This is a genomic window from Streptomyces sp. NPDC104761, assembly GCF_055583445.1.
This window is the reverse complement of sequence record NZ_JBVJNZ010000011.1, coordinates 48,484-72,992: the sequence shown is the minus strand read 5'-3', so window position 1 is coordinate 72,992 and position 24,509 is coordinate 48,484. Positions and strand designations below refer to the sequence as shown.

The following is a 24,509-nucleotide window of genomic DNA, read 5'->3' as shown; positions in this document are numbered from 1 at the left end:
GCGTCGGCTGGTGGCGCGTTCTGTGCCTGCTGGTGAGGTCGGCTGCCCGCGCGCCCCGTGCGCTACGCCTCCCTGCGCACCTCGATCACCCGGAACCGGTTCGCCACGAACGCCCCGTCGCACAGCGCGGCGTTCGCCGCCGGGTTGCCGCCCGAGCCGTGGAGGTCGGAGAAGGCGGCGGTCTGGTTGACGTACACCCCGCCCACCAGGTTCAGCGACAGCTGGGCCGCCTCCTCAAGGCAGACCTCCTCCACCGCGCGCTCCACGTCGGCGTCGACCGTGTACGCACCGACGGTCATCGCGCCCTTGTCCCGGATCGTCCGCCGCAGCAGCTCGACCCCGTCGGCGGTCGAGTCGACGGCGACGGCGAAGGACACCGGGCCGAAGCACTCGCTCATGTAGGCGGCCTCGTCGTCCGGCTTGGCACCGTCCAGCTTCACGATCACCGGCGTGCGCACGACTGCGCCCGGGAACTCGGGGTTGGCGATCTCGCGGGAGGCGAGGGCGACCTCGCCGAGCCCGGCGGCGGCCTCCAGGCGGGCCTTCACGTCGGGGTTGACGATGGCGCCGAGCAGTGCGTTGGCCCGGGCGTCGTCACCGAGCAGGCCGTCGACCGCGCGGGCGATGTCGGCGACCACCTCGTCGTACGTCCGTGGGCCCTCGTCGGTGCGGATGCCGTCGCGGGGGATCAGCAGGTTCTGCGGGGTGGTGCACATCTGGCCGCTGTAGAGGGAGAGCGAGAAGGCCAGGTTGGAGAGCATGCCCTTGTAGTTGCCGGTGGACTCGACCAGGACCGTGTTGACGCCGGCCTTCTCGGTGTACACCTGCGCCTGCCGGGCGTTGGCCTCCAGCCAGTCGCCGAAGGCGGTCGAGCCGGTGTAGTCGATGATCTTGATTTCGGGGCGGGTCGCGAGCGTCTTGGCGATGCCCTCGCCGGGGTGCTCCGTCGTGAGCGCCACCAGGTTCGGGTCGAAGCCGGCCTCGGCGAGGACCTGGCGGGCGACCTGGACGGTGAGGGCGAGCGGCAGCACCGCGCGCGGGTGCGGCTTCACGAGGACCGCGTTGCCGGTGGCGAGGGAGGCGAACAGGCCCGGGTAGCCGTTCCATGTCGGGAACGTGTTGCAGCCGATGACCAGCGCGATGCCGCGCGGGACCGGCTTGAAGGTCTTCGTGAGCGCGAGCGGGTCGCGCTTGCCCTGCGGCTTGGCCCACTCGGCCGTGTCGGGGGTGCGGATCTGCTCGGCGTAGGCGTAGGCCACCGCCTCCAGGCCGCGGTCCTGGGCGTGCGGGCCGCCCGCCTGGAACGCCATCATGAAGGCCTGGCCGCTGGTGTGCATGACCGCGTGCGCGAACTCGTGCGTCCGGTCGCTGATCCGCTTGAGGATCTCCAGGCACACCACCGCGCGCGCCTCCGCGCCCGCGTCGCGCCACGCGCGCTGCCCTGCCCGCATCGCCGGCAGCAGTGTGTCGACGTCGGCATGCGGGTAGGTCACGCCCAGCTCGATGCCGTACGGGGAGACCTCGCCGCCGGTCCAGTCGTCGGTGCCGGGCTGGCCGAGGTCGATACGGGTGCCGAGGAGGGTGTCGAAGGCGGCCTTGCCCGCCGCCGCGTCCAGGCTGCCGTGCTCGCCGTAGGCCTTGGGGTGCTCGGGGTGGGGGGACCAGTACGCGCGCGTGCGGATCGCCTCCAGCGCCTGGTCAAGCGTGGGCCGGTGCTTGGCGATGAGCTCGTGCACGGTGAGTTCGGCGGTCATGCGGGACCAACTCCTCGTCTGATGAGCTTCCCCTTGAAGCTCATGACCTGGGCGGAAACGGCCGGACAGAGTTAGAGTAACCGAACGATCGGTCGGGACAAGGGGGCCTGCCGCATCTGTGGAAAACCCCGTGCGGGAGGATCGCGCACATGACAGCACTCGACCTCAGCAGCACCGTGGGAGTCGTCGGCACCGGCACCATGGGCCAGGGCATTGCCCAGGTCGCACTCGTCGCGGGCCATCCCGTCCGGCTGTACGACGCGGTCCCCGGGCGGGCCGAGGAGGCGGCCGCGGCGATCGTCGCCCGCCTCGACCGGCTCGTCGAGAAGGACCGGATGACGGCCGCCGCCCGGGACGCCGCCCGCGCCCGGCTGCTGCCCGCCGGCGAGCTGACCGGGTTCGCCGACTGCACGCTGGTCGTGGAGGCCGTCCTGGAGCGGCTGGAGGCCAAGCAGGAGCTGTTCCGGTCCCTGGAGGACATCGTCGGCGAGGACTGTCTGCTCGCCACCAACACCTCCTCCCTGTCGGTGACGGCCATCGGCGGCGCCCTGCGCAACGCCTCCCGCCTGGTCGGCCTGCACTTCTTCAACCCGGCCCCGCTGCTGCCGCTGGTCGAGGTCGTCTCCGGGTTCGCCACCGACGTCACGTCGGCCACGCGCGCGTACGAGACCGCCCGCTCCTGGGGCAAGACGCCGGTGGCCTGCGCGGACACCCCCGGCTTCATCGTGAACCGCATCGCCCGGCCCTTCTACGCCGAGGCCTTCGCGGTCTACGAGGCGCAGGCGGCGGACCCGGCCACCATCGACGCGGTGCTGCGCGAGAGCGGCGGCTTCCGGATGGGCGCCTTCGAACTGACCGACCTGATCGGCCAGGACGTCAACGAATCCGTCACGCACTCCGTGTGGCAGGCGTTCTTCCAGGACGTCCGCTTCGCGCCCTCGCTGGCCCAGCGCCGGCTGGTCGAGTCCGGCAGGCTCGGCCGCAAGACCGGCCACGGCTGGTACGACTACGCGGACGGCGCCGAGCCCGCCGAGCCGCACACCGCCGAGCCCGCCGACCGGCCCGCCTACGTCGTCACCGAGGGCAGCCTGGGCCCGGCGGCCGAACTGCTCGCGATGATCCGCGAGGCCGGCATCCAGGTCCGCGAGGAGGACGAGGACCACGGCACCCGCCTGGTCCTGCCCAGCGGCGGCCAGCTGGTCCTCGCCGACGGCCAGACCTCGGTGGAGTTCCGGGACGTCGTCTACTTCGACCTCGCCCTCGACTACCGCCGTGCCACCCGCATCGCCCTGTCCGCCGGCCACGACACCCTGCCCCAGACGCTCCGTGAGGCGATCGGCCTCTTCCAGGCGCTCGGCAAGCAGGTCAGCGTCATCGGCGACGTGCCCGGCATGATCGTCGCCCGCACGGTCGCCAGGATCGTCGACCTCGCGCACGACGCCGTCGCCAAGGGCGTCGCCACCGAGGAGGACATCGACACCGCGATGCGCCTGGGCGTCAACTACCCGCTCGGCCCCTTCGAGTGGAGCCGCCGGCTCGGCCGCGACTTCGCCTACGACCTCCTCGACGACCTCCACCTGCGCGATCCGAGCGGCCGTTACGCGCCCTCCCTCGCGCTCTACCGGCACGCCTACGCCACCGAGAAGCGGGAGGGCGCCTCATGACCACCGCCAAGCGCGACACCTACACCCCCGAGAGCCTGCTCTCGGTGGCCGTCCAGGTCTTCAACGAGCGCGGCTACGACGGCACCTCCATGGAGCACCTCTCCAAGGCGGCCGGCATCTCCAAGTCGTCGATCTACCACCATGTCGCCGGCAAGGAGGAGCTGCTGCGCCGCGCGGTCAGCCGGGCCCTGGACGGCCTGTTCGCGATCCTCGACGAGGAGCACGCGCGCGTGGGCCCCGCCGCCGACCGCCTGGAGCACGTCGTACGGCGCATGGTCGAGGTGCTGATCACCGAACTGCCGTACGTGACGCTGCTGCTGCGGGTGCGCGGCAACACCGGCACCGAGCGGTGGGCGCTGGAGCGGCGGCGGGACTTCGACCACCGGGTGGCCGACCTGCTGAAGGCGGCCGCCGCCGAGGGCGACATACGCGGTGACGTCGAGGTGCGCCTGGCGACCCGGCTGGTGTTCGGCATGGTCAACTCGATCGTGGAGTGGTACCGCCCTGACAGCCGCGGCGCGAGCGAGCGGGAGGTCTCCGAGGCGGTCGTCCGGCTGGTCTTCTCCGGCCTGCGCGCGCACTGACGTCAGCCGTCCTCAGCCGTCCTCAGCCGTCCTCGGGCTCCAGGTCCTCCTCCTCGAACACCAGCAGGGTGCGGGTGCTGAGCACCTCGGGGATGGCCTGGAGACGGGTCAGCACCAGCTCGCGCAGCGCCCGGTTGTCGGGCGTGTGCACCAGGAGCAGGACGTCGAAGTCACCGCCCACCAGGGCGATGTGGGAGGCGCCGGGCAGCTGCCGCAGCTGCTCGCGCACGGTCCGCCAGCTGTTCTGGACGATCTTCAGCGTGATGTACGCCGAGGTGCCCTGGCCGGCCCGTTCATGGTCCACCCGGGCGCCGAAACCGCGGATCACCCCGTCCTCGACGAGCCGGTTGATACGCGCGTAGGCGTTGGCGCGCGAGACATGGACGCGTTCGGCGACCGACCGTATCGACGCCCGGCCGTCCGCCTGCAGGATCTGCAGGATGTCCTGATCGATGGCGTCCAGCGGGCGCGCGGGCGGCGGCGCCGCCTGGTCCTGCGGGCCCTCGGCCATTTGTTCAGGTGCCATGTCCCCCCACCTCCCTACCATGGACGTACTGCGTTCATTCCAGGCTGTGGAGAACCGTTTGTCCACAGCCTGGCGCCGCCTGTAGCCAAAATGTGCCGACGACCGAACAATCGGTAGGTGGGACGGGTCACAGGCGATCCGTCTCCCGTAGCCACCCCCACAAGGAGGTGCCGTCATGACGGTCATGGAGCAGCGCGGCGCGTACCGCCCGTCGCCGCCGCCCGCCTGGCAGCCCCGGACGGACCCCGCGCCGCTGCTGCCCGACGAGCGCCCGTACCGCGTCCTCGGAACGGAGGCGGCCGCCAAGGCCGACCCGGAGCTGCTGCGCCGGCTGTACACCCAGCTCGTCCGCGGCCGCAGGTACAACGCCCAGGCGACCGCCCTCACCAAGCAGGGCCGCCTCGCCGTCTACCCCTCCAGCACCGGCCAGGAGGCCTGCGAGGTCGCCGCCGCCCTCGCCCTCGAAGACCGCGACTGGCTCTTCCCCAGCTACCGCGACACCCTCGCGGTGGTCGCCCGCGGCGTTGACCCCGTCGAGGCGCTCACCCTGCTGCGCGGCGACTGGCACACCGGTTACGACCCCTACGCCCACCGCGTCGCCCCCCTCTCCACCCCCCTCGCCACCCAGCTCCCGCACGCCGTCGGCCTCGCCCACGCGGCCCGCCTCAAGGGCGACGACGTGGTCGCGCTCGCCATGGTCGGCGACGGCGGCACCAGCGAGGGCGACTTCCACGAGGCGCTGAACTTCGCCGCCGTCTGGCAGGCCCCGGTCGTCTTCCTGGTCCAGAACAACGGCTTCGCCATCTCCGTCCCGCTCGCCAAGCAGACCGCCGCGCCCTCCCTGGCCCACAAGGCCGTCGGATACGGCATGCCGGGCCGCCTGGTCGACGGCAACGACGCGGCCGCCGTGCACGAGGTCCTCGCCGACGCCGTACGGCACGCGCGCGAGGGCGGCGGCCCGACCCTGGTCGAGGCGATCACCTACCGGATCGACGCCCACACCAACGCCGACGACGCCACCCGCTACCGCGGCGCCACCGAGGTCGACACCTGGCGCGACCACGACCCGATCCTGCTCCTGGAGCGCGAGCTGACCGAGCGCGGACTGCTCGACGACGACTTCGCCGGCCGCACCCGCGAGGACGCCGAGACCATGGCCGCCGACCTGCGCGAGCGCATGAACCGCGACCCCGAGCTCGACCCCATGCACCTCTTCGACCAGGTCTACGCGGAGACCACCGCCCAACTGCGCGAACAGCGCGCCCTGCTCCGCGCCGAGCTGGACGCCGAGCAGCAGGACCAGGAAGGCGGGCCGCGATGACGACCGTCGCCGTCAAGCCCGCCACCATGGCGCAGGCGCTCACCCGCGCACTGCGGGACGCCATGGCCGCCGACCCCGCCGTGCACGTCATGGGCGAGGACGTCGGCACCCTCGGCGGGGTCTTCCGGGTCACCGACGGCCTCGCCAAGGAGTTCGGCGAGACCCGCTGCACCGACACACCCCTCGCGGAGGCCGGCATCCTCGGCACCGCCGTCGGCATGGCCATGTACGGACTGCGCCCGGTCGTCGAGATGCAGTTCGACGCCTTCGCCTACCCCGCCTTCGAACAGCTCATCAGCCACGTCTCCCGGATGCGCAACCGCACCCGCGGCCGGATGCCCCTCCCGATCACCGTCCGCATCCCCTACGGCGGCGGCATCGGCGGCGTCGAGCACCACAGCGACTCCTCCGAGGCCTACTACATGGCCACCCCCGGCCTGCACGTCGTCACCCCGGCCACCGTCGCCGACGCCTACGGCCTGCTGCGCCGGTCCATCGCCTCCGACGACCCCGTCGTCTTCCTCGAACCCAAGCGCCTGTACTGGTCCAAGGACACCTGGAACCCGGAGCACCCGACGGACGTTGAACCCATCGGCCGCGCGGTGGTGCGCCGAACCGGGCGCAGCGCCACGCTCATCACCTACGGCCCGTCCGTACCGGTCTGCCTCGAAGCCGCCGAGGCCGCCCAGGCGGAGGGCTGGGACCTGGAAGTCGTCGACCTGCGCTCCCTGGTGCCGTTCGACGACGAGACGGTCTGCGCCTCCGTACGGCGCACCGGGCGAGCGGTCGTCGTACACGAGTCGGGCGGGTTCGGCGGCCCGGGAGGGGAGATCGCGGCACGCGTGACCGAGCGCTGCTTCCACCACCTGGAGGCGCCGGTGCTGCGCGTGGCCGGGTTCGACATCCCCTACCCGCCGCCGATGCTGGAGCGCCACCACCTGCCCGGCGTGGACCGCATCCTGGACGCGGTGGCGCGTCTGCAGTGGGAGGCCGAGGGCTGATGGCACAGGTGCTGGAGTTCAAACTGCCCGACCTCGGGGAGGGGCTCACCGAGGCGGTGATCGTGACCTGGCTGGTCCAGGTCGGCGACGTCGTCGCGATCGACCAGCCGGTCGTCGAGGTCGAGACGGCCAAGGCGATGGTCGAGGTCCCCTGCCCCTACGGCGGTGTGGTCACCGCCCGCTTCGGCGAGGAGGGCACCGAACTGCCCGTCGGCGCCCCGCTCCTGACGGTCGCCGTCGGCGAGGCGACCACCGTCCCCGAGTCGGAGGGCTCGGGCAACGTGCTGGTGGGATACGGCACGGGAACGCCTCCGGCGCGCCGCCGAAGGGTCCGCAACACGGCCCCGGAGCGGGCGAACGGCACGGCCGACCCGGGCGGTTCCCGGGAGCCGGCGCCCCACACCGCCCTCGCCGAAGCGGAGACGGCCCCCCGCGCCCAGGTTCCCGCGCCGCCCGCCCAGCTTCCCGAGGGCCCCGTCCCGGTGATCTCCCCCCTGGTCCGCCGCCTCGCCCGGGACAACGACCTGGACCTGCGCAGGCTGTCCGGCTCGGGCCCCGACGGCCTGATCCTGCGCGCCGACGTCGAGGACGCCCTGCGGGTCAGCGCGGCCCGCGCCGCCGCCCCCGCCCCCAGGACCCCGGCCACCACCTCGAGCGCCCCCTCCGGCATCCGTATCCCCCTCAAGGGCATCCGGGGCGCGGTCGCCGACAAGCTCTCCCGCAGCCGCCGGGAGATCCCCGACGCGACCTGCTGGGTGGACGCCGACGCGACCGAGCTGATGCGCGCCCGCACCGCGATGAACGCGGCGGCGGGCCCGAGGATCTCCCTCCTCGCGCTCCTCGCCCGGATCTGCACCGCCGCGCTGGCCCGCCACCCCGAACTGAACTCCTACGTCGACGTCGAGGCCCGTGAGATCGTCCAACTCGACCACGTTCACCTGGGCTTCGCCGCCCAGACCGACCGCGGCCTCGTCGTCCCCGTCGTCCGCGACGCCCACGCCCGCGACGCCGAGTCCCTGACCGCGGAGTTCGCCCGCCTGACCGAGTCGGCCCACGCCGGCACGCTCACCCCCTCGGACCTCACCGGCGGCACCTTCACCCTCAACAACTACGGAGTCTTCGGCGTCGACGGCTCCACCCCGATCCTCAACCACCCCGAGGCAGCCATGCTCGGCGTGGGCCGCATCACCCCGAAGCCCTGGGTCCACGAAGGCGAACTGGCGGTCCGCCAGGTCGTCCAGCTCTCCCTCACCTTCGACCACCGGGTCTGCGACGGCGGCACGGCAGGAGGGTTCCTGCGCTACGTGGCCGACTGCATAGAACAGCCGGCGGTCCTTCTCAGGACACTTTGAGCGCCCCTGCCCGAAGGGGCGCTGGGGCCTGAAGGGGCGCTGGGGTTACCCCCGGCCGAAGGCTGGCGGAGGAACTGCGCGACCAGCCACACACGACCCGCACTCGCGCACGGCCGTCACACCCTCGTCCCTCGGGCGCACGACCACACCCTGCAGATCCCACGTCTCCCATCGGTTCCCCGTGATCAGAACGCCCCCCATACTCGAAAGGTGACCGCCACCGACCCCCCGCCCTACGACGCGATCGTGCTGGCCGGCGGCGCCGCAAGGCGCCTCGGCGGAACCGACAAACCCTCCGTCCGGGTGGGCGGCCGCCCCCTCCTCGACCGTGTCCTCGCCGCCTGCGCCGGCGCGCGACAGACCGTCGTCGTGGCGGCCCCCCGCCCCACCTCCCGCCCGGTTGGCTGGACCCGCGAGGACCCCCCGGGCGGCGGCCCGGTCGCCGCCCTCGACGCCGGCCTGCGTCACATCACCGCCGACCGCGCGGTCGTACTCTCCGCAGACCTCCCGTTCCTCGAAGAGGCGACCGTGGAACGCCTGCTGGCGGCGCTGCACACGACCGACGCGGACGGCGCCCTGCTCACCGACGCCGACGGCCGGGACCAGCCGCTCGTCGCGGCCTACCGCACCACCGCGCTCCGCCACACCCTCGCGGCCCTGGCCGGAGACGGCGGCAACGGCCTCACCGGCCTCCCCCTGCGGCGCCTGACCGCCGCGCTGAACCTCACCCGTGTCCCGGACCCGCTCGCGTCCTTCGACTGCGACACCTGGGACGACATCGCCGACGCCAGGGCACGCATCAGGGAGCATGGGCACGTGTTGGATGAATGGATCTCCGCAGTCAAGGACGAACTGGGCATCGACCTGGACGTCGACATCCGCCTTCTGCTCGATCTGGCCAGGGACGCCGCGCACGGCGTGGACCGCCCTGCCGCCCCGCTGACCACCTTCCTCGTCGGCTACGCGGCCGCACAGGCCAAGGGGGGCCCCGAGGCGGTCGCCGAGGCGGCTCACAAGGCCGCCGCGCTGGCCCTGCGCTGGGCGGAAGAGGCCGATGCCGCCACCGACGGGCCGGGCCCCGGCGGCAACCCGGCCCCCGGGCCCGGCCGGTGACCGCCCCCGGCACCCGGTCCGGCACCCCCGCCGCCGCGGACACCGACGACGATCTCGACGTCGAGGAGGCACTCGCCCTCGTGAGAGAGCCCCGAGACCCCAGGGAGCCCGGCGCGGACGCGACCGCGGCGCCCACCGCGCACGGCGAGCACGGGCACGGCGGTCACTCGGCCCACCGGCACCGCGCCACCCCCTGGCCCCAGGCCCGCGAGACCGCCGCGCGCGCCGCCCGGGCCGCCGTCCGGGCCGGAGCCCGGCGCGCCCCCGCCTCGGTACCGCTGGCCGATGCCCTCGGCCTGACCCTCGCCGCCCCGCTGGACGCGCTCACCGACCTGCCCTCCTTCGACACCTCCGCGATGGACGGCTGGGCGGTCGCCGGCCCCGGACCCTGGGACGTCCGCGAGGAAGGCGTGCTGGCCGGGCACGCGCAGCCCGAGCCGCTCACCGACGGCGAGGCGGTCCGCATCGCCACCGGCGCCCGGATCCCGGCGGACACCACCGCGGTGCTGCGCAGCGAGCACGGCCGTCTCGACGCCCAGGGCCGGCTGCACCCCACCCGCGAGGTGGTGCACGGCCAGGACATCCGCCCGCGCGGCCAGGAATGCCGCAGTGGCGACCAGTTGCTGCCCGTCGGCACCCTGGTCACCCCGGCCGTCCTCGGCCTGGCCGCGGCCGCCGGATACGACACCGTCACCGTCGTCCCCCGCCCCCGCGCCGAAGTCCTGATCCTGGGCGACGAGTTGCTCACCGAAGGACTCCCGCACGACGGGCTCATCCGCGATGCGCTCGGCCCGATGCTTCCGCCCTGGCTGCGCGCGCTCGGCGCCGAGGTCACCGCCGTCCGCCGGCTCGGCGACGACGCCAAGGCCCTGTACAAGGCGATCACCTCGTCGACGGCCGATCTCGTGGTCACCACGGGCGGCACCGCATCCGGCCCGGTCGACCACATCCACCCCACCCTGGAACGCATCGGCGCCGAACTCCTCGTCGACGGCGTCAAGGTGCGCCCGGGCCACCCCATGCTGCTGGCCCGCACCAAGGAGAACCAGCACCTCGTCGGACTCCCCGGCAACCCCCTGGCGGCCGTCTCCGGCCTGCTCACCCTCGCCGAACCCCTGCTGCGCACCCTCGCCGCCCACCCGGCCCCGGAGCCGTACACCGTGCCGCTGGCGGAGGCGGCGCACGGGCACCCGTACGACACCCGGCTCATCCCGGTCGTCCTGCGGGGCGACACCGCGGTCCCGCTGCACTACAACGGCCCGGCCATGCTCCGTGGCATCGCCGCCGCCGACGCGCTCGCGGTCGTGGCACCGGGCGGAGCACAGCAGGGCGCGGAGACGGAACTCCTCGACCTGCCGTGGGCGGCCGCGGGCATCGGGGTCTGTTTCACGTGAAACTTCCCGGCCATGACGTCATCGCCCGCCAGGCGGACGAACACCTGGTGACCCATCGGGTGAAACTCCCGACGAAGGTGGTGGAGCGCCCGATCCGCCAGGTCGCCAAGCGGGTCTTTATGGCCCTGCTGGTGCTGGTCGCCACCGCGTTGATCGTCTATGCCGACCGCGACGGCTACACCGACAACTCCGACCGCTCGGTCGATCTCCTCGACGCCTTCTACTACGCGACCGTCACCCTCTCCACGACGGGCTACGGCGACATCACCCCGGTCAGCGACAGTGCGCGGCTCACCAACATCTTCGTCATCACGCCCCTGCGTGTGCTGTTCCTGATCATCCTGGTCGGCACCACGCTCGAAGTCCTCACCGAACGCACCCGGGAGGAATGGCGCCTCAACCGCTGGAGGTCGGCCTTGCGGGACCACACCGTCGTCGTCGGGTTCGGGACGAAGGGACGGTCGGCGATCCAGACCGTCTGTGCGACCGGGCTGAACAAGGAGCAGGTGGTGGTGGTCGACCCGAGTTCCAAGGTGATCGAGGCGGCCACCGCCGACGGATACGCGGGGGTCATGGGCGACGCGACCCGCAGCGAGGTGCTGAAGCGGGCCGAGGTGCAGCGGGCACGGCAGATCATCATCGCGACCCAGCGTGACGACACTGCTGTACTGGTGACCCTGACGGCCCGCCAGCTCAACAAGTCCGCGAAGATCGTGGCCGCGGTCCGCGAGGAGGAGAACGCGCCGCTGCTCAAACAGTCCGGCGCCGACGCCGTGATCACCAGCGCCAGCGCGGCCGGCAGGCTGCTCGGACTGTCCGTGCTCAGTCCGGCCGCCGGCATGGTCATGGAGGACCTCATCCAGCAGGGCAGCGGCCTCGACCTCGTGGAACGACCCGCGGTCAAGGCCGAGGTCGGCAGAAGGCCACGGGAGACGGCCGACCTGGTGGTGAGCGTCGTACGCGGCCACCGGGTGCTCGGGTACGACGATCCGGCCGTCGGCACCATCGAGGCGACGGACCGGCTGATCACGATCGTGCGGGCCTCGCCGGGCAGCCGCGTCGCCCCGGACGTACGGCCGCTGCCCCGCGCCTGACCGGAGGAGCCGCCGGTGACGTCACCCGCGGGGGCCGGACGGGCGGGGAGTAGCGTCGGCCGCATGTATGCGATCACGATTCCCGAACCTGGTGGGCCCGAGGCGCTGGTGTGGAACGAGGTCCCCGATCCGGTGCCCGGCGAGGGCGAGGTGCTGGTCGAGGTGGTGGCGAGCGCCGTCAACCGCGCCGACATCATGCAGCGACAGGGCTACTACGACCCGCCGCCGGGCGCATCCCCGTACCCCGGTCTCGAGTGCTCCGGGCGGATCGCCGCGCTCGGCCCCGGGGTCTCCGGCTGGTCGGTCGGCGACGAGGTGTGCGCACTGCTCGCGGGCGGCGGCTACGCCGAGAAGGTCGCCGTGCCGGCCGGACAGCTCATGCCGGTGCCCGAGGGCGTGGACCTGAAGCAGGCCGCGGCGCTGCCCGAGGTGGCCTGCACCGTCTGGTCGAACGTCTTCATGATCGCCCACCTGCGCCCCGGCGAGACGCTGCTCGTGCACGGCGGCTCCAGCGGTATCGGCACCATGGCGATCCAGCTGGGCAAGGCGGTCGGCGCCAGGGTCGCGGTCACCGCGGGCACGAAGGAGAAGCTGGACTTCTGCGCCGAGCTCGGCGCGGACATCCTCGTCAACTACCGCGAGCAGGACTTCGTCGCCGAGGTGAAGCAGGCCACCGACGGGGCGGGGGCCGACGTCATCCTGGACAACATGGGCGCCAAGTACCTGGACCGCAACGTCCAGGCGCTCGCGGTCAACGGGCGGCTCGCGATCATCGGCATGCAGGGCGGTGTGAAGGGCGAGCTGAACATCGGCGCGCTGCTCGGCAAGCGGGCCGCGATCAGCGCGACCTCGCTGCGCGCCCGCCCGCTCGCCGAGAAGGCGGCCATCGCCGCGGCGGTGCGGGAGCACGTGTGGCCGTTGATCACCCAGGGCCATGTCCGCCCGGTCGTCGACCGGGAGCTGCCGATGGCGGAGGCGGCGCAGGCCCATCGGGTGGTCGAGGCCAGCGAGCACATCGGCAAGGTCCTGCTGGTCGCCCCGTAGCGCCGTAGCGCCTCAGCCCCGCCGTACCCGCAGGCCCACGAAGGCGAGTCCGAGCCCGAGGCCGATCAGGACCAGGCCGCTGCCGAGCGGAAGGATCTGCAGCACGGGCTCGGTGTCGTCCTCCTGACCCGGGCCCATCGCCTGGCCCGACGTCGGGTGCGGCTGGGGCGAGGAGGCGGGCGCCAGGACGGCCTCCCGGGGCGGCTGGGCAGCGGTGGCCGCCGGGCTTCCGACGCCGCTCCCCGCGGACTCCGTCGCCGTCCCTTCGCCGGGACGATCCTGGTCGTCCATACCGCCCTGGTCGTCCGGCCTGCCGGAGTCCTCCGGGTCGTCGGGGCTGTCGGGGTCGTCCGGGTCCTGGTCCTCGACCTTCGTCCCCGGTCCCTCGGGCCGCCCCGGTCGCATCCGGCCCGCGCCCGCCACGGTGCCGGCCAGCGACGGCTCGGGGCTGGCCGAGGCGTGGGCGGAGTCCGAGGGCACCGGCCGGGGGCCGTACCCGACCGCCGTACCGCACGGCAGCAGGACCGCCGCGAGGGCGAGCAGCAGCCGGACGAGCGCGGGCCGTACCTGACCGAGCGGCCGGTCGCCGGCGCGGCGGAGTCGCAGCCTTGGAGTCACGTCGGTGACCTCCCGGAGCACAGTCGTCGTCAGGGCCGACGGTCATCAGACTCACATGTGATGACAACTCCGGCATTTCTGATGCGGCCGAAGGGACTACGGGCGGTCCGGGGCCGTTCCGAGGGGTGGATCAGTCCTCATGGGGGGCACCACGGTGGTGAGGTGCAGGGGTGCGAGAGAATGGCGGCATGGAGATGCCGAGGAACGAACGGTCGCCCGAGAATCCGCAGATCCTGGTCGTGGGCCAGGACGGGATGGCACTCGGCGGCGGCAACGGGGACGAGGACTCCCGCGAGGTCCCGGTGACGGAGATGGTGGAGCAGCCCGCCAAGGTCATGCGGATCGGCAGCATGATCAAGCAGCTCCTCGAGGAGGTGCGCGCCGCTCCCCTCGACGAGGCCAGCCGGGCCCGGCTCAAGGAGATCCACGCCAGCTCGGTGAAGGAGCTGGAGGACGGCCTGGCGCCGGAGCTGGTGGAGGAGCTGGAACGCCTCTCGCTGCCGTTCAACGAGAACGCGACCCCTTCGGACGCCGAACTGCGCATCGCGCAGGCCCAGCTGGTGGGCTGGCTGGAGGGGCTGTTCCACGGGATCCAGACCACCCTGTTCGCCCAGCAGATGGCCGCCCGCGCCCAGCTGGAGTCGATGCGGCGCGCGCTGCCCCCGGGCGTCGGCCACGAGGGCGAGGAGCACGGGCCGGCCGGCCGCTCCGGCGGGCCGTACCTCTAGAGCCCCCGGACACCCCCGAGACGACGGCGAAGGGCCCGGCGGACAGCCGCCGGGCCCTTTCTCTTGCGCCTTGCGTCAGCACGCCCCGCGTCAGCACGCCCCGCGTCAGCACGCCCGCGTCGATGCGCCCGGCACCAGAGCGCCCCGCATCGGCGCGCCCGGCATCAGCCCGTCGCCGGGTTGCCCGTCGACACCCTGAGTTCGATGGTCGGCATGTCCTCCGGGGAGACGTCGGTGCCGGCGGACGGGAACTGCTCCATGACCGCGCCGTCGCCGTAGGTGTTCTCGTCCACGGACACGATCTTCATCCGCCAGCCGGCGGCCTGGAAGCACTCCTTGACCGACTTGATGTACTTGAACTTGAAGTCCGGGACCTGGATCTTGTCCGGGTCGTCGTAGGACTCCTGCGGTTCGGTGCACTCGGTCGACTCGACGGTCTTGGAGGTGTCGGGCCCGCGGTAGCCCGAGGCGTGCGAGGCCGCGGCACTCGCGCTGCTGCCCCCACCGCCACCGCTGCCGCCGGACTTGTCATCGCCGCCGGTGTTCAGCGCCAGCGCGACGACCAGGCCGATCACCGCGACGAGCGACACCGCGATCGACCCGATGACCACCGGCCGGTTGCTTTTCCCGCCGCCCGTGCCACTCCCACCCCCGCCGGACGGCCCCTGGGGCGTGATGCTGTACGGCGGCGGGGTGGACGGCGCCGGGTGGGCGTATCCGGCCGGGGTCTGGTAGCCCGCCTGCTGCGGATGGCCGTAGGCGGGTGCGGGACCCCCGGTCCCATAGGGATGCGGGGCCGGAGCCGGCTGGTACGGCGTCTGCACCGGACCGGGAGGTGCCGGCGTCGCCTGGCCGACCGGCGGGAACACCGCGGAGCCGACCCCGGCGCCGCTCTGCGTCGGCGGGATGCCCGGGACGATGCTGGGCGCGGCCGGCTGCAGCGAGGCGGCGACCCGCAGGCACTCGTCGCGCATGGACTCGGCGGTCGGGAAGCGCTCGTTCGGGTTCTTCTTCAGCGCGCGGGCGACCAGCGCGTCCACGGCCGGCGGCAGGGCGCGGTTGACCGAGGAGGGAGCGACCGGCTCCTCCTGGACGTGCGCGTAGGCGATCGCCAGCGGCGAGTCCGCGTCGAACGGCAGCCGCCCCGTGACCAGCTGGAACAGCATGATGCCGACCGAGTAGAGATCGGAGCGCGCGTCAACGCCCCGGCCGAGCGCCTGCTCCGGGGAGAGGTACTGCGGGGTGCCGACGACCATGCCGGTCTGCGTCATCGAGGTGACGCCGGACTGCATGGCCCGGGCGATGCCGAAGTCCATCACCTTGACGACGCCGCGCTTGGTCATCATCACGTTGCCGGGTTTGATGTCGCGGTGGACCAGCCCCATCTCGTGGCTGATCTCCAGCGCGGCCAGCACGTCGGCGGTGATCTTCAGTGCCTTGTCGGCGGGCATCGCGCCGTGCTGCCGTACGTCCTCCTCCAGCACCGAGCCGAGCGGGCGGCCCTCGACGTACTCCATGACGATGTAGGGCATCGTCGAGCCGTCGAGCGCGTCCTCGCCGGTGTCGAAGACGGAGACGATGTTGGTGTGCGTGAGCTTGGCCACTGCCTGGGCCTCGCGGCGGAAGCGCTCGCGAAAGGCCTGTTCCCGGCCGAGTTCGGTGTGCAGGGTCTTGATCGCGACCTGCCGGTCCAGCACCGAGTCGTAGGCCAGGTGCACGGAGGCCATGCCGCCCTCGCCGAGCAGGTCGCGCAGCTGGTATCGGCCACCGGCCAGAGCCCGCCCCGCGTAACGGCCGTACGCGCCGTCCTGGCTCATCTTCCCCGTCCCCCGCCCGGCACTCGGGCACCCTTGTTGATCGAATGTCCCGTTCCCGGCCAAGTCTGCCGGAGGGCACCGGCACGTCAAGCGCGGTGCCCGTTCCGTGACCGTACGCGAAAGAACGGCCGCGGAAGCGTTACAGGGGGCCTACGTCCGGTACACAGAATTTGCACGACGACGAGTGGTACGGGTTTGATGGCCGGTCCGTCCACGGGCCGGATCCCGGACCGACGGGTTGCGCGGAGGCTGTAGCGTGGCCGACGGAGACCGTGACAACACCGCGCGCACCGCGGGCAGAAACGACGGCGAGGACCGATGGCACAGACGCACAGCGCCCAGGGCCCGTCCGACCCCGAGGCGACTGGCGGCGGCATGTCAGACGCGCCGGAGATGTGGGGCAACCAGGGCCTGGTCGGCGACGGCCGGTACCGGCTGACCCACCGGCTCGGGCGGGGCGGCATGGCCGAGGTGTTCGCGGCCGAGGACGTACGGCTCGGCCGTACCGTGGCCGTGAAGCTGCTCCGGGCCGACCTCGCCGAGGACCCGGTCTCCAAGGCCCGCTTCACGCGCGAGGCACAGTCGGTCGCGGGGCTCAACCACCACGCGATCGTGGCGGTGTACGACTCCGGCGAGGACGTGGTCGGCGGCCAGTCCGTGCCGTACATCGTGATGGAGCTGGTCGAGGGCCGCACCATCCGCGACCTGCTGATCAACGCCGAGGCCCCGGGCCCCGAGCAGGCCCTGATCATCGTCTCCGGTGTCCTCGACGCGCTGGCCTACTCGCACCAGCACGGCATCGTGCACCGTGACATCAAGCCCGCCAACGTGATCATCACGCACAACGGCGCCGTCAAGGTGATGGACTTCGGCATCGCCCGCGCGCTGCACGGCGCGTCCACGACGATGACGCAGACCGGCATGGTCATGGGCACGCCCCAGTACCTCTCCCCGGAGCAGGCGCTCGGCAAGGCCGTCGACCACCGCTCCGACCTGTACGCCACCGGCTGCCTGCTCTACGAACTCCTCGCCCTGCGGCCCCCGTTCATCGGCGAGACCCCGCTGGCGGTGGTCTACCAGCACGTCCAGGACATCCCGGTGCCGCCCTCCCAGGCCTCCGAGGGGGCGGCCCCTCCGGAGCTGGACGGCCTGGTCATGCGCTCGCTCGCCAAGGAGCCCGACGACCGCTTCCAGACCGCAGAGGAGATGCGCGGCCTGGTCCAGTACGGCCTGCAGATGCTGTACGACCAGGGCGGCCACACCGGCACCTGGAACACCGGCCCGGTCACGGTGCACGACGGCCGGCAGACCCCGGCAGCCGGTTTCGCCGGTACGACCGCGATGCCGCACCCGGCGGCCGGCGCGGGGACCACGCAGATCCCGCAGCCGATCCTGCCGGGCGGCTACGGGGCCGGGGACGACGGCGGTTTCGAGGGGCACGGCAACAGGGGCAGCGGCCGCGGCAAGCTGTGGATCCTGGCCGTCCTCGCGGTGATCGCCATCGCGGCGGGCGTCGCCCTGGCACTCAACAAGGGCGGTGGCGGCGACGGCGGCGGCAGCGGTGCGTCGCAGTCCCCGACCGTCTCGCAGACCACCAAGGACGCGACGCCCAGCTCCAGCCCGTCGGACGAGGCCAGCGACACGGCCACGGACACGGCGACCGACGACAGCGGCTCGGGCAACAACGACAACTCCGGCTACACGCCCTCGCAGACCCCGTCGTACACCCAGTCCCAGACCCAGAGCAGCGAGCCGAGCGACGAGCCGAGCGACACGGCGAGCGCCTCGCAGCCGACCGACACCGAGAGCTCGCCGGACACGCAGCCTTCCGACACGACAGGCGCGGGCAGCGACGGCGGCACCGACGCCGGCTCGATCGCCGGCACCGGTGTCGGCGGCGGTTGAAGGACACCGACACCCTTCGGCTGACCGGCGGCCATCGGCCCCCGGCGACGGCTACCGCACGAACGCGTCGCACACCGCGTCGTACTCCCCGGTCCACCACACGGCGAGCGCCGAGGCGGCCGGGAACTGGGGGTCCGCGCGGGTGTCGCCGCGCTCGTAGTGCCAGCGCAGCATCCAGAAGTCGTTGAGCCGCTCCCACCACACGCGGTGCACGGCCGCCGCGAGCTCCGAGGGCGTGGCTCCGGCCGCGCGCCGGTACGCCCGCGCGTACGCCCGCACCTTCCGCAGGTCGAGCGCCCCCGCCGGGCGCACGAAGAAGATCGCGGCGGCGCGGACGGCCTCCTCCGCGCGGGGCTGGACGCCCAGCCGGTCCCAGTCGACGATCGCGGCGGGCGCGTCGTCCTTGTAGAGCAGGTTGAACGGGTGGAAGTCGCCGTGCACCCAGCCCACCGAGGCGCCGCGCGGGGGCCGGCGGGCGGCGTGCTGCTCCAGGAGGGCGCGGCGTTCGAGCAGCCGGTGGCGGGCGAGTTCGTCGAAGGCGTCGGCGGGGCGGTGCCGACTGACGTGGGCGAGCAGGTGGTCGATGAGCGCGAAGGTGTCGGCGGGGTCGGCGCTCTCGACGGGATGCGGGCTGGTGGCCGGGCGGGTGCGCCCCTTGGGCGGCATCACGCGCTCCAGACAGGCGTGCACGGCGCCGAGGAGCGCGCCGAGCCGCACGCACTCCCCGCGCGTGAGCTGTCCGCCGTGCCGGTGCCGGCCGTCGATCCAGGGGTGCAGCGCGTAGGCGTGGCCGCCGACGACGGCGACCGTGCGCCCGTCGCGGTCGGCGAGGGGCGGGGCGACCGGGACGCCGAGGGCGGCCAGCCGCAGGGTGGCCAGGTGGCGCCGCTCGATGGCGGCCGGGTCGGCGGTGTCGGGGTCGAAGTGGTGCTTCAGGAAGTAGCGGCCGCGGGTGGTGCAGAGGCGGTAGCCGCGGTTGAGCAGCCCCTGTTCGACCGGTTCGCAGGCGAGCGCGGAACCGGCGGCGTACCGCCGGAGCAGGGCGCCCAAAGGGGGCGCGTGAGGCACGAGGGGTGGTACACATGAGCGCGGCACGCGCCAGATGCTAGGGCAAGCGTCACTGCGGTGAGCTGGGCGTTGTCGCAGGCAGTCGCCGATGGTCACTTTCGGTCATGTGAGGGACCGCAGCGAATACAAGTGCGAAAGACGGCCTCCGGCGGCGTGGCGTGGGGCGTAGGGTCGCGGCGCCGCACTCGGCGCGCGCCCGGCCATTGGTGAGCGGACCGGACACCTCGATGTCTTCCCGTGGCCCCGGCCGGCGGGATAACGTGCCGTAGCTCCGGCCTCCTGCAAGGCTCTGACCAGCGTCCTTCCGGCCCTCGACGATTTACTAGGAATCCCAAGCAAAAAGTACTTGGATTTCCAAGCAAAATCGCAGGTCAGGAGGGGTTTCACAGAAATGTGGAGCACTGGGTAACGTGCATGCTGCAGGGCGCTCGCCGGGGCACCTGTCACGCCTGTTCCCGGCCGAGTGGCACACACCCCGTGCCACGGGTGTCGGAAGCAGGTGAGCCGCACTGGTTCACCCGGCAACCCCGGGGGCCGGACCGACGGAGGAGCACACGTGAGCGTGGACAGCAGTGCCGCGGGCACACCGCGACGCAGCGCCGCAGGCAAGGCCGGTACCACCGGCAGCAAGACCGGCACCAAGCGCACCACCAGCCGCACCACCACGAAGAAGAGCACCGAACCCGAGCTCGTGCAGCTGCTGACCCCCGAGGGCAAGCGGGTCGAGAACGCCGAGTACGACGCGTACGTCGCCGGGATCACCCCCGAGGAGCTGCGCGGTCTGTACCGCGACATGGTGCTCACCCGCCGCTTCGACGCCGAGGCCACCGCCCTGCAGCGGCAGGGCGAACTGGGCCTGTGGGCGTCCCTGCTCGGCCAGGAGGCCGCCCAGATCGGCTCCGGGCGGGCCACCCGCGAGGACGACTACGTCTTCCCGACCTACCGCGAGCACGGTGTCGCCTGGTGCCGCGGGGTCGATCCGACCAACCTGCTGGGCATGTTCCGCGGCGTCAACCACGGCGGCTGGGACCCCAACAGCAACAACTTCCACCTCTACACGATCGTCATCGGCTCCCAGACGCTGCACGCCACCGGCTACGCGATGGGCGTCGCCAAGGACGGCGCGGACTCGGCGGTCATCGCCTACTTCGGCGACGGCGCCTCCAGCCAGGGCGACGTCGCCGAATCGTTCACCTTCGCCGCGGTCTACAACGCCCCGGTGGTGTTCTTCTGCCAGAACAACCAGTGGGCGATCTCCGAACCCACCGAGAAGCAGACCCGCGTCCCGCTCTACCAGCGCGCCCAGGGCTTCGGCTTCCCCGGCGTCCGGGTCGACGGCAACGACGTGCTGGCCTGCCTCGCGGTCACCAAGTGGGCACTGGAGCGCGCCCGCAGCGGCGAGGGCCCGACGCTCGTCGAGGCCTTCACCTACCGGATGGGCGCCCACACCACCTCCGACGACCCGACCAAGTACCGGGCCGACGAGGAGCGCGAGGCCTGGGAGGCCAAGGACCCGATCCTGCGTCTTCGCCGCTACCTGGAGACCGCAAACCACGCGGACGAGGGATTCTTCGCGGAACTCGAGGCCGAGTCCGAGGCGTTGGGCAGGCGAGTGCGCGAAGCGGTACGGGCCATGCCGGACCCGGACAACTTCGCCATCTTCGAGAACGTGTACGCCGACGGGCATGCGCTCGTCGACGAGGAGCGAGCCCAGTTCGCCGCCTACCAGGCGTCGTTCGCGGACGTAGAGGGGGTCTGACCATGGCAGCGGAAAAGATGGCTCTGGCCAAGGCGATCAACGAGTCGCTGCGCCGCGCCCTGGAGTCGGACCCCAAGGTCCTCGTCATGGGTGAGGACGTCGGCAAGCTCGGCGGCGTCTTCCGGGTCACCGACGGCCTGCAGAAGGACTTCGGCGACAGCCGCGTCATCGACACCCCCCTCGCCGAGTCCGGCATCGTCGGCACGGCGATCGGCCTCGCCCTGCGCGGCTACCGCCCGGTGGTGGAGATCCAGTTCGACGGCTTCGTCTTCCCGGCGTACGACCAGATCGTCACCCAGCTCGCCAAGATGCACGCCCGCTCGCTGGGCAAGGTCAGGATGCCGGTCGTCGTCCGCATCCCCTACGGCGGCGGCATCGGCGCGGTCGAGCACCACTCCGAGTCCCCCGAGGCGCTCTTCGCACACGTGGCCGGACTCAAGATCGTCTCCCCGTCCAACTCCTCGGACGCCTACTGGATGATGCAGCAGGCCATCCAGAGCGACGACCCGGTGATCTTCTTCGAGCCCAAGCGCCGCTACTGGGACAAGGGCGAGGTCAACACCGAGGCCATCCCGGGCCCGCTGCACAAGGCCCGCGTGGTCCGCGAGGGCACCGACCTCACCCTCGCCGCCTACGGCCCGATGGTGAAGCTCTGCCAGGAGGCCGCCGACGCGGCCGCCGAGGAGGGCAAGTCCCTGGAGGTCCTGGACCTGCGGTCCGTCTCCCCGCTGGACTTCGACTCGGTCCAGGCCTCGGTCGAGAAGACCCGCCGGCTGGTCGTGGTCCACGAGGCACCGGTGTTCTTCGGTTCGGGCGCGGAGATCGCCGCCCGCATCACCGAGCGCTGCTTCTACCACCTGGAGGCCCCGGTCCTCAGGGTCGGCGGCTACCACGCCCCCTACCCGCCGGCCCGCCTGGAGGAGGAGTACCTTCCGGGCCTTGACCGGGTGCTCGACGCCGTCGACCGTGCCCTGGCGTACTGAGGAGAGGGTCGTGACGACGATGACGGAAGCGTCCGTACGCGAGTTCAGGATGCCGGACGTGGGCGAGGGGCTCACCGAGGCCGAGATCCTCAAGTGGTACGTCCAGCCCGGCGACACGGTCAGCGACGGCCAGGTGGTGTGCGAGGTCGAGACGGCGAAGGCGGCCGTCGAACTCCCCATCCCCTACGACGGCGTGGTCCGCGAACTGCGCTTCGCCGAGGGCACCACGGTGGACGTGGGCACCGCGATCATCGCGGTGGACGTGTCGGGCGGAGCGCCGGCCGAGGAGCCCGCCGCGGCTCCGGCCCCGGCCACGGCCACGGCGCCGGAGCCCGAGAAGAAGCCGGAGGGCCGCCAGCCGGTCCTCGTCGGCTACGGCGTGGCGGCCTCCTCCACCAAGCGCCGCCCGCGCAAGGGCCCGGAGACCACCGTCGCCGAGGCGGCGGTCCAGGCGGCGGTCCAGCAGGAGCTGAACGGCCACGGCCCGGCGCCGGTCGCCACCCCCGTGCCCGCCCCCGGCCCTGCCGCGGTGGAGGAGCGCCCCCGCCCGCTGGCGAAGCCGCCGGTGCGCAAGCTGGCGAAGGACCTGGGCGTCGACCTTGCCACGGTGACGCCGTCCGGCCCGGACGGGATCATCACGCGCGACGACGTGCACGCGGCGGTGGCGGGGGTGGCGGCGCCGACGGCCGTACCGGCGGCCGTGCCGCAGCCGACGGCCCCTGAGACCGCTGTGACCCCGGCGGCCGCCTCTCCCGGCGACGCCCGCGAGACCCGCATCCCCATCAAGGGGGTCCGCAAGGCGACGGCGGCGGCGATGGTGGGCTCGGCGTTCACGGCCCCGCACGTCACGGAGTTCGTGACGGTGGACGTGACCCGCACGATGAGGCTGGTGGAGGAGCTGAAGCAGGACAAGGACCTGCAGGGCCTCCGGGTCAACCCCCTCCTCCTCATCGCGAAGGCGTTGCTGGTCGCCATCAAGCGCAACCCGGACATCAACGCGTCCTGGGACGAGGCGAACCAGGAGATCGTGCTCAAGCACTACGTCAACCTGGGCATCGCCGCGGCCACCCCGCGCGGCCTGATCGTGCCGAACATCAAGGACGCCCACGCGAAGACGCTCCCGCAACTGGCGGAGGCGCTCGGTGAGCTGGTCGGGACGGCCAGGGACGGCAAGACGTCACCCGCCGCGATGCAGGGCGGCACGGTGACCATCACCAACGTCGGCGTCTTCGGCATCGACACGGGCACGCCGATCCTCAACCCGGGCGAGGCTGCGATCCTCGCCGTCGGCGCGATCAAGCTCCAGCCGTGGGTCCACAAGGGCAAGGTGAAGCCGCGCCAGGTCACCACACTGGCGCTGAGCTTCGACCACCGCCTGGTCGACGGCGAACTGGGTTCCAAGGTCCTGGCGGACATCGCGGCGATCCTGGAACAGCCGAAGCGGTTGATCACCTGGGGGTGAACCCCGGGGAGAAGTGAGAGAAGGGCGAGACCGTGACGTCCAGTCACGGTCTCGCCCTTCTTCGAGCTGCGGGAACGCCGAGAGTCTCACTTCTGGTTACGGTCTCGGGACACTCTCAACTCCGAGGGCCTAAGCTGCGGTGCCCCCTCCTCCGTCCCACCCCGCGAGTGAATGCAGGCGTGCTAGCGCAGCAGCCGGAGACACTCGTTGACGCGGTGCACCGTCAGGCCGGTGCGCGCGGCGATCGATTCGAGCGGCTCGCGCAGCTCACCCTTCTCGACAAGGACGGGGGCGATCACGACCGCCACCGTCCACACGTCCTCGGTCACCGACAACCGGCGCCGCCAGTCGGGCATCCGGGTATGGCGAAAGGCCCGCCGCGCGGGTTGCGGCGGGCCTTTGTCGGCTTGGTTCCAGGCGGGTCAGATCTTCGTGAAGCCGTAGTTCAGGAGCTTCGTGGCGTCCGTCGCGCGCTGGGTGATCGAGGAGGAGGCGAGGACGGTGCCGATGACCGTCTTGCCGTTGCGGGTCGCGGCGAAGACCAGGCAGTACTTGGCCTCGGGGCCGGAGCCGGTCTTGATGCCGATGGCGCCGCTGTAGCTGCTGAGCAGCGTGTTGGTGTTGGTCCAGGTACCCATGGTGCGGGTGGAACCGGTCTTGGTGATCGTCTTCGCGGTGTACGACTTGGTCTTGACGACCGTGCGGAACGTGGAGTTCTTCATCGCGCTGCTGGCGATTTTCGTCAGGTCGCGCGGCGTCGAGTAGTTGTTGCCGTTGCCGATGCCGTCGAACGAGTCGAAGTGGGTGTGGGTCAGACCCAGGTTCTTCGCGGCGGTGTTCATCTTGGAGATGAAGTTGGCGACGCGCTTGGCGCGGGTGGTGCCCGAGCCGTACGTGTCCGCGAGCGCGTAGGCGGCGTCGCAGCCGGAGGGCAGCATCAGCCCGTAGAGCAGCTGGCGGACGGTGACCTTGTCGCCGACGATCAGGTGCGCCTGGGAGGCGTTGTTGGCGACGACGTAGTCGCTGTACGCCTTCTGGATCGTGACCTTCTTGTCGAGGTTCAGGTTCGACTGTGCGAGCACGACCTTGGCGGTCATGACCTTCGTGGTCGAACCGGTCGACAGCTTGGTGTCCGCTGCCTTGGTGTACAGCGTCTTGGCGTTCGCGTTGTTCATGACGAAGCCGCCCTTGGCCACGATCGTGGGCGCGGTGACGGCCTGCGCGGGCGCCGCGGTGAGGGCCCCGGTCGCCAGCATCGCGCCGGACGTGACGGCGACGGCGGCGGCCTTGCGGAGGCGAGTGCCCTTAATACCGGTAATCAA

The 24,509-nt window shown here is 72.2% G+C and carries 20 protein-coding genes and 1 pseudogene; 14 read left to right on the top strand and 7 right to left on the bottom strand.

Annotation, left to right across the window (positions count from 1 at the left end; all coding sequences use genetic code 11):
* Positions 1-62: 62 nt before the first annotated feature.
* Entirely contained in the window at positions 63-1,754 is a 1,692-nt protein-coding gene (paaN, locus tag ACZ63F_RS27715; RefSeq protein ID WP_469714692.1) for a phenylacetic acid degradation protein PaaN, read from the bottom strand.
* 149 nt (positions 1,755-1,903) lie between these two features.
* On the opposite strand from paaN, the gene ACZ63F_RS27710 reads away from it, so the two are divergent.
* Positions 1,904-3,418 (top strand): 3-hydroxyacyl-CoA dehydrogenase, encoded by a 1,515-nt coding sequence (locus tag ACZ63F_RS27710; RefSeq protein ID WP_469714690.1) that lies wholly within the window; start codon positions 1,904-1,906, stop codon positions 3,416-3,418.
* Positions 3,415-4,002 (top strand): TetR/AcrR family transcriptional regulator, encoded by a 588-nt coding sequence (locus ACZ63F_RS27705; protein ID WP_457696102.1) that lies wholly within the window; start codon positions 3,415-3,417, stop codon positions 4,000-4,002. The genes ACZ63F_RS27710 and ACZ63F_RS27705 overlap by 4 nt, the downstream gene beginning before the upstream one ends.
* Before the next feature lie 22 nt (positions 4,003-4,024).
* Here ACZ63F_RS27705 and ACZ63F_RS27700 read toward each other — a convergent pair whose 3' ends face one another.
* Positions 4,025-4,528, bottom strand: coding sequence for an Lrp/AsnC family transcriptional regulator (locus tag ACZ63F_RS27700; RefSeq protein ID WP_469714685.1), 504 nt, complete (start codon positions 4,526-4,528; stop codon positions 4,025-4,027).
* A gap of 175 nt (positions 4,529-4,703) precedes the next feature.
* Here ACZ63F_RS27700 and pdhA (ACZ63F_RS27695) point away from each other — a divergent pair, with 175 nt between their 5' ends.
* The 7 genes from pdhA (ACZ63F_RS27695) to ACZ63F_RS27665 all read left to right on the top strand — a co-directional run bounded on the left by pdhA (ACZ63F_RS27695) (position 4,704) and on the right by ACZ63F_RS27665 (position 12,847).
* Positions 4,704-5,849 carry a pyruvate dehydrogenase (acetyl-transferring) E1 component subunit alpha gene (pdhA, locus tag ACZ63F_RS27695; RefSeq protein ID WP_469714682.1) on the top strand — a complete coding sequence of 382 codons (1,146 nt, stop codon included), beginning with the start codon at positions 4,704-4,706 and terminating at the stop codon, positions 5,847-5,849.
* Positions 5,846-6,850 carry an alpha-ketoacid dehydrogenase subunit beta gene (locus ACZ63F_RS27690; RefSeq protein ID WP_294004403.1) on the top strand — a complete coding sequence of 335 codons (1,005 nt, stop codon included), beginning with the start codon at positions 5,846-5,848 and terminating at the stop codon, positions 6,848-6,850. Before pdhA (ACZ63F_RS27695) ends, ACZ63F_RS27690 begins: the two co-directional genes overlap by 4 nt.
* A complete protein-coding gene (locus tag ACZ63F_RS27685) occupies positions 6,850-8,202 on the top strand; it encodes a dihydrolipoamide acetyltransferase family protein (protein ID WP_469714677.1) in 1,353 nt (450 codons plus the stop codon). Before ACZ63F_RS27690 ends, ACZ63F_RS27685 begins: the two co-directional genes overlap by 1 nt.
* A 210-nt stretch (positions 8,203-8,412) precedes the next feature.
* The gene (locus tag ACZ63F_RS27680; protein WP_469714675.1) at positions 8,413-9,315 is read left to right on the top strand and encodes an NTP transferase domain-containing protein; all 903 of its coding nucleotides are present in this window, start codon (positions 8,413-8,415) and stop codon (positions 9,313-9,315) included.
* Entirely contained in the window at positions 9,312-10,709 is a 1,398-nt protein-coding gene (locus tag ACZ63F_RS27675) for a molybdopterin molybdotransferase MoeA (protein WP_469714673.1), read from the top strand. The genes ACZ63F_RS27680 and ACZ63F_RS27675 overlap by 4 nt, the downstream gene beginning before the upstream one ends.
* Positions 10,697-11,803 (top strand): potassium channel family protein, encoded by a 1,107-nt coding sequence (locus ACZ63F_RS27670; RefSeq protein WP_469715173.1) that lies wholly within the window; start codon positions 10,697-10,699, stop codon positions 11,801-11,803. Before ACZ63F_RS27675 ends, ACZ63F_RS27670 begins: the two co-directional genes overlap by 13 nt.
* A gap of 63 nt (positions 11,804-11,866) precedes the next feature.
* Positions 11,867-12,847: an NAD(P)H-quinone oxidoreductase gene (locus ACZ63F_RS27665; RefSeq protein ID WP_469714670.1), complete on the top strand. Its 981-nt coding sequence runs from the start codon at positions 11,867-11,869 to the stop codon at positions 12,845-12,847.
* Between the two features lie 12 nt (positions 12,848-12,859).
* Here the strand turns inward: ACZ63F_RS27665 and ACZ63F_RS27660 are convergent, their stop codons facing one another.
* Complete coding sequence (locus tag ACZ63F_RS27660) at positions 12,860-13,465, bottom strand: hypothetical protein (RefSeq protein ID WP_469714668.1); 606 nt, start codon at positions 13,463-13,465, stop codon at positions 12,860-12,862.
* A gap of 188 nt (positions 13,466-13,653) precedes the next feature.
* Here ACZ63F_RS27660 and ACZ63F_RS27655 point away from each other — a divergent pair, with 188 nt between their 5' ends.
* On the top strand, positions 13,654-14,193 hold the full coding sequence (locus tag ACZ63F_RS27655; RefSeq protein ID WP_093500720.1) for a bacterial proteasome activator family protein: 540 nt from the start codon (positions 13,654-13,656) through the stop codon (positions 14,191-14,193).
* A 164-nt stretch (positions 14,194-14,357) separates the two neighbouring features.
* Here the strand turns inward: ACZ63F_RS27655 and ACZ63F_RS27650 are convergent, their stop codons facing one another.
* Positions 14,358-16,010, bottom strand: a complete 1,653-nt coding sequence (locus tag ACZ63F_RS27650) for a protein kinase domain-containing protein (protein ID WP_469714666.1) — start codon at positions 16,008-16,010, stop codon at positions 14,358-14,360.
* A gap of 318 nt (positions 16,011-16,328) precedes the next feature.
* On the opposite strand from ACZ63F_RS27650, the gene ACZ63F_RS27645 reads away from it, so the two are divergent.
* On the top strand, positions 16,329-17,915 hold the full coding sequence (locus tag ACZ63F_RS27645) for a protein kinase domain-containing protein (protein ID WP_469714664.1): 1,587 nt from the start codon (positions 16,329-16,331) through the stop codon (positions 17,913-17,915).
* Between the two features lie 51 nt (positions 17,916-17,966).
* Here ACZ63F_RS27645 and ACZ63F_RS27640 read toward each other — a convergent pair whose 3' ends face one another.
* Positions 17,967-18,983: a phosphotransferase gene (locus ACZ63F_RS27640; protein ID WP_469714662.1), complete on the bottom strand. Its 1,017-nt coding sequence runs from the start codon at positions 18,981-18,983 to the stop codon at positions 17,967-17,969.
* Positions 18,984-19,539: 556 nt separating this feature from the next.
* On the opposite strand from ACZ63F_RS27640, the gene pdhA (ACZ63F_RS27635) reads away from it, so the two are divergent.
* From pdhA (ACZ63F_RS27635) to ACZ63F_RS27625, 3 genes are read left to right on the top strand one after another with little or no spacing between them, the layout of a single operon-like run.
* Positions 19,540-20,742, top strand: coding sequence for a pyruvate dehydrogenase (acetyl-transferring) E1 component subunit alpha (gene pdhA / locus ACZ63F_RS27635; protein WP_469714660.1), 1,203 nt, complete (start codon positions 19,540-19,542; stop codon positions 20,740-20,742).
* Between the two features lie 2 nt (positions 20,743-20,744).
* Positions 20,745-21,725: an alpha-ketoacid dehydrogenase subunit beta gene (locus ACZ63F_RS27630; RefSeq protein WP_469714658.1), complete on the top strand. Its 981-nt coding sequence runs from the start codon at positions 20,745-20,747 to the stop codon at positions 21,723-21,725.
* 10 nt (positions 21,726-21,735) lie between these two features.
* A complete protein-coding gene (locus ACZ63F_RS27625; RefSeq protein WP_469714656.1) occupies positions 21,736-23,187 on the top strand; it encodes a dihydrolipoamide acetyltransferase family protein in 1,452 nt (483 codons plus the stop codon).
* 185 nt (positions 23,188-23,372) lie between these two features.
* On the opposite strand, the pseudogene ACZ63F_RS27620 reads toward ACZ63F_RS27625, so the two are convergent.
* Together ACZ63F_RS27620 and ACZ63F_RS27615 are read right to left on the bottom strand one after the other, a co-directional pair.
* Positions 23,373-23,543, bottom strand: a pseudogene (locus ACZ63F_RS27620) (DNA-binding protein); the annotation flags it as partial.
* A gap of 66 nt (positions 23,544-23,609) precedes the next feature.
* The gene (locus ACZ63F_RS27615) at positions 23,610-24,509 is read right to left on the bottom strand and encodes a D-alanyl-D-alanine carboxypeptidase family protein (protein ID WP_469714654.1); all 900 of its coding nucleotides are present in this window, start codon (positions 24,507-24,509) and stop codon (positions 23,610-23,612) included.

Bases quoted from the DNA above. Each gene is read 5' to 3' on its own strand.
- paaN (WP_469714692.1), bottom strand. From the start codon at position 1,754: ATGACCGCCGAACTCACCGTGCACGAGCTCATCGCCAAGCACCGGCCC.
- ACZ63F_RS27710 (WP_469714690.1), top strand. From the start codon at position 1,904: ATGACAGCACTCGACCTCAGCAGCACCGTGGGAGTCGTCGGCACCGGC.
- ACZ63F_RS27705 (WP_457696102.1), top strand. From the start codon at position 3,415: ATGACCACCGCCAAGCGCGACACCTACACCCCCGAGAGCCTGCTCTCG.
- ACZ63F_RS27700 (WP_469714685.1), bottom strand. From the start codon at position 4,528: ATGGCACCTGAACAAATGGCCGAGGGCCCGCAGGACCAGGCGGCGCCG.
- pdhA (WP_469714682.1), top strand. From the start codon at position 4,704: ATGACGGTCATGGAGCAGCGCGGCGCGTACCGCCCGTCGCCGCCGCCC.
- ACZ63F_RS27690 (WP_294004403.1), top strand. From the start codon at position 5,846: ATGACGACCGTCGCCGTCAAGCCCGCCACCATGGCGCAGGCGCTCACC.
- ACZ63F_RS27685 (WP_469714677.1), top strand. From the start codon at position 6,850: ATGGCACAGGTGCTGGAGTTCAAACTGCCCGACCTCGGGGAGGGGCTC.
- ACZ63F_RS27665 (WP_469714670.1), top strand. From the start codon at position 11,867: ATGTATGCGATCACGATTCCCGAACCTGGTGGGCCCGAGGCGCTGGTG.
- ACZ63F_RS27655 (WP_093500720.1), top strand. From the start codon at position 13,654: ATGGAGATGCCGAGGAACGAACGGTCGCCCGAGAATCCGCAGATCCTG.
- ACZ63F_RS27650 (WP_469714666.1), bottom strand. From the start codon at position 16,010: ATGAGCCAGGACGGCGCGTACGGCCGTTACGCGGGGCGGGCTCTGGCC.
- ACZ63F_RS27645 (WP_469714664.1), top strand. From the start codon at position 16,329: ATGGCACAGACGCACAGCGCCCAGGGCCCGTCCGACCCCGAGGCGACT.
- ACZ63F_RS27630 (WP_469714658.1), top strand. From the start codon at position 20,745: ATGGCAGCGGAAAAGATGGCTCTGGCCAAGGCGATCAACGAGTCGCTG.